The sequence below is a fragment of the Pseudomonas sp. NBRC 111124 genome, from assembly GCF_001320245.1.
Classification (GTDB): domain Bacteria; phylum Pseudomonadota; class Gammaproteobacteria; order Pseudomonadales; family Pseudomonadaceae; genus Aquipseudomonas.
Genome location: NZ_BCBA01000054.1, coordinates 1 through 2,307, shown reverse-complemented (window position 1 = coordinate 2,307; position 2,307 = coordinate 1). Strand labels below are relative to the sequence as shown.

At 63.4% G+C, this 2,307-nt stretch carries 3 protein-coding genes; all 3 read right to left on the bottom strand.

Annotation, left to right across the window (positions count from 1 at the left end):
* Positions 1–97: 97 nt before the first annotated feature.
* Positions 98–832, bottom strand: coding sequence for a YkgJ family cysteine cluster protein (locus APH28_RS20855; protein WP_060512423.1), 735 nt, complete (start codon positions 830–832; stop codon positions 98–100).
* Positions 829–1,140 (bottom strand): hypothetical protein, encoded by a 312-nt coding sequence (locus tag APH28_RS20850; RefSeq protein WP_060512422.1) that lies wholly within the window; start codon positions 1,138–1,140, stop codon positions 829–831. Before APH28_RS20850 ends, APH28_RS20855 begins: the two co-directional genes overlap by 4 nt.
* Positions 1,141–1,238: 98 nt before the next feature.
* The gene (locus APH28_RS20845; RefSeq protein ID WP_060512421.1) at positions 1,239–2,138 is read right to left on the bottom strand and encodes a chemotaxis protein; all 900 of its coding nucleotides are present in this window, start codon (positions 2,136–2,138) and stop codon (positions 1,239–1,241) included.
* Between the last annotated feature and the right edge of the window lie 169 nt (positions 2,139–2,307).

Sequence of the window (2,307 nt, the reverse complement as noted above, 5' to 3'; positions counted from 1 at the left end):
GCGCTCGATCTCATAGGCGCTGAAGGTGTCGTGACCAGCACCTGGTGGCCCTTACGCGATCCTGTCACCCGCTGTAGAAAGACGCGAAGAGGCCTACCTAGAACCCGATGAAGGCATAGTAGACCGGCGCTTCAGCAGTGGTCCGCAATCCCCGAGCCTGCAATTCATTCACCCGCTCAGGCTGCTCCACGTGCAATGTCCACTCGGCCCCGGTCTCTGAAAATGTCTGTGCCAGCGCCCCGGTAAAGGCCGTCATGTCCGGCAGATAAGCAGTAAACCCATTGCCTTTGAGCGCACTGCTGGTCATCCCCAGCGCCTCGCAAATGGCCACCTTGGCCGCAATATCGTCACGATCCGCCTGCCGCGAAGCCTGCACCAGCGCCAGCAGCGCCGGGTCCACCGGCAGTGAGCCGTGTATCAGCTCGGGCCCTTGCTCCCAGGCCTCGGGCGGGCAGTCCTTGTTCTCCGGCCGCAGCGGAATATGCGGGTTGATCTCCACCGGATAGATGCGGCAAACCAGCGGTCGGCTTTCATAAATGGTGCACAGGTCGTTGTCGTCGAGGTTGCGACAACGCCCCGGGTTGAACGCAGCAAAGGTCACCGAAACGCGCACTTCGCTGGCGCCACAAGGCACCGGATACGAGCGACGCAGCACATGCTCGCGCTGGTCCGCCGGCATGCCCGGCCCATCGGTCACGAAGCCTTCGATCAAGACCACCACCTGGCCGCCGCTTGCCGCCCATTGGCGGGCTTCGGCCAGGGTCAATGGCACATGGTGGCCGGTGCAGCACTTGCCACAACCGGTACAGGCAAAACGCAGGCTGTCGTTCACTTGGCGTCTGGGTTCCATTCGCTGACGAAGGCCTGCTGCTGTTTGCGGTCGTACAGGCACAGCTCGGTGCCGGTGCGCTGCTGCATGTGCTTCTGTGGAAAAACCCCCTCGATCAGCAGGGCGCTGAAGCCGACCTGGTCATCGAACTCCGCCGGTTTGCCACGGGCGTGAGCATCCTTGAACTGGCTGGCTTTGAGGCAGGCCTTGAGCATCTGCTGGCGCTGCTCGTTCCAGGCCTGGCTGCTGGAGGCCTGGGTGACGCCGCTGAACAGGGCGCAGGCAATCAGGAGAGAACTGAGAAACTTCATACGCGGTTCCGGCAATTGATCCGAGGGGCGCGAATTATGCCCGAGTCATCCCTGGCGGTAAGCCAGGGAGTTTGTCGCTGAATATAACAACACGTGCTTCAGCGCTCGGCAAACACCACCGTCCGCGCTGCCGTCACCAGGCAGTCGGTCAGGTCGGGCGAGGAGAACTTGGTGAGGATGGCATTGGCTCCGGCCAGCCTGGCCTTTTCGCCGCTCATGGCGCTGTCCAGCGAGGTGTGCAACAGGACGTAGAGGTGCTGGAAGTCCGGGGTCTCGCGCAGGGTGCGGGTGAAGGCATAACCGTCCATCTCGGACATTTCGATGTCAGAGACGATGATGTTGATCTCTTGCGCGGTGCCCTGCAGTTCCAGCAGCACGTTCATCGCATCCTTGGCGCTGCGTGCGGTGTGGCAGTCGATGCCGAGGTTACGCAGGGTGTGCACCGACTGTTGCAGCGCTACCTGACTGTCATCGACCACCAGGATGTTGGCAGCGGCCAGCAGGCTGGCGTCTTCCTCGCTCAGTTCACCCGGTTGTGGCTCCGGCGCGGGCGGGGCGATGCCGTGGATGACCTTTTCGATGTCCAGCACCTGCACCAGGGTGTTGTCGACCCGGGTCACGCCGGTGATGAACGAACGGTTGCCCGAGCCGAATGGCGGCGGCTTGATGTCGGTGCTCAGGCAATGGACGATGCGGCTTACCGCCTGCACATGCAGGCCCTGGCGCGAGCGGCTGATCTCGGTGACGATCAGGCAGCCGCCGTCCGGGTCGGCCAGCGGGCGTTCACCGATGGCCCGGGACAGGTCGATCACTGACAGCGAATTGCCGCGCAGGGTCGCCACGCCTTTCACGTGCGGGTGCGATTCGGGCAGTTTGGTCAGCGGCGGGCAGGGGATGATCTCGCTGACCTTGAGCAGGTTGATTGCCATCAGCTTGCCGCTGCGCAGGGTGAACAGCAGCAGCGACAGCGCGTCCGCGCGGGCATTATGCGTGGCCATGGTGACCTTCGTGGGAAACGGGGGATGCCGGGTTATCGGCCTGGTTTCGCGGCTCTTTAGCGTCCATGCACAGATTGCAAAGGAGGGCGGGATTCCCTGTGGGAGCGGGCGTGCCCGCGAAGAATACACCGCGGTGGATGGCACGGGCTTCGCCCGTGTTCGCGGGCTC

Bases quoted from the DNA above. Each gene is read 5' to 3' on its own strand.
- APH28_RS20850 (WP_060512422.1), bottom strand. From the start codon at position 1,140: ATGAAGTTTCTCAGTTCTCTCCTGATTGCCTGCGCCCTGTTCAGCGGC.
- APH28_RS20845 (WP_060512421.1), bottom strand. From the start codon at position 2,138: ATGGCCACGCATAATGCCCGCGCGGACGCGCTGTCGCTGCTGCTGTTC.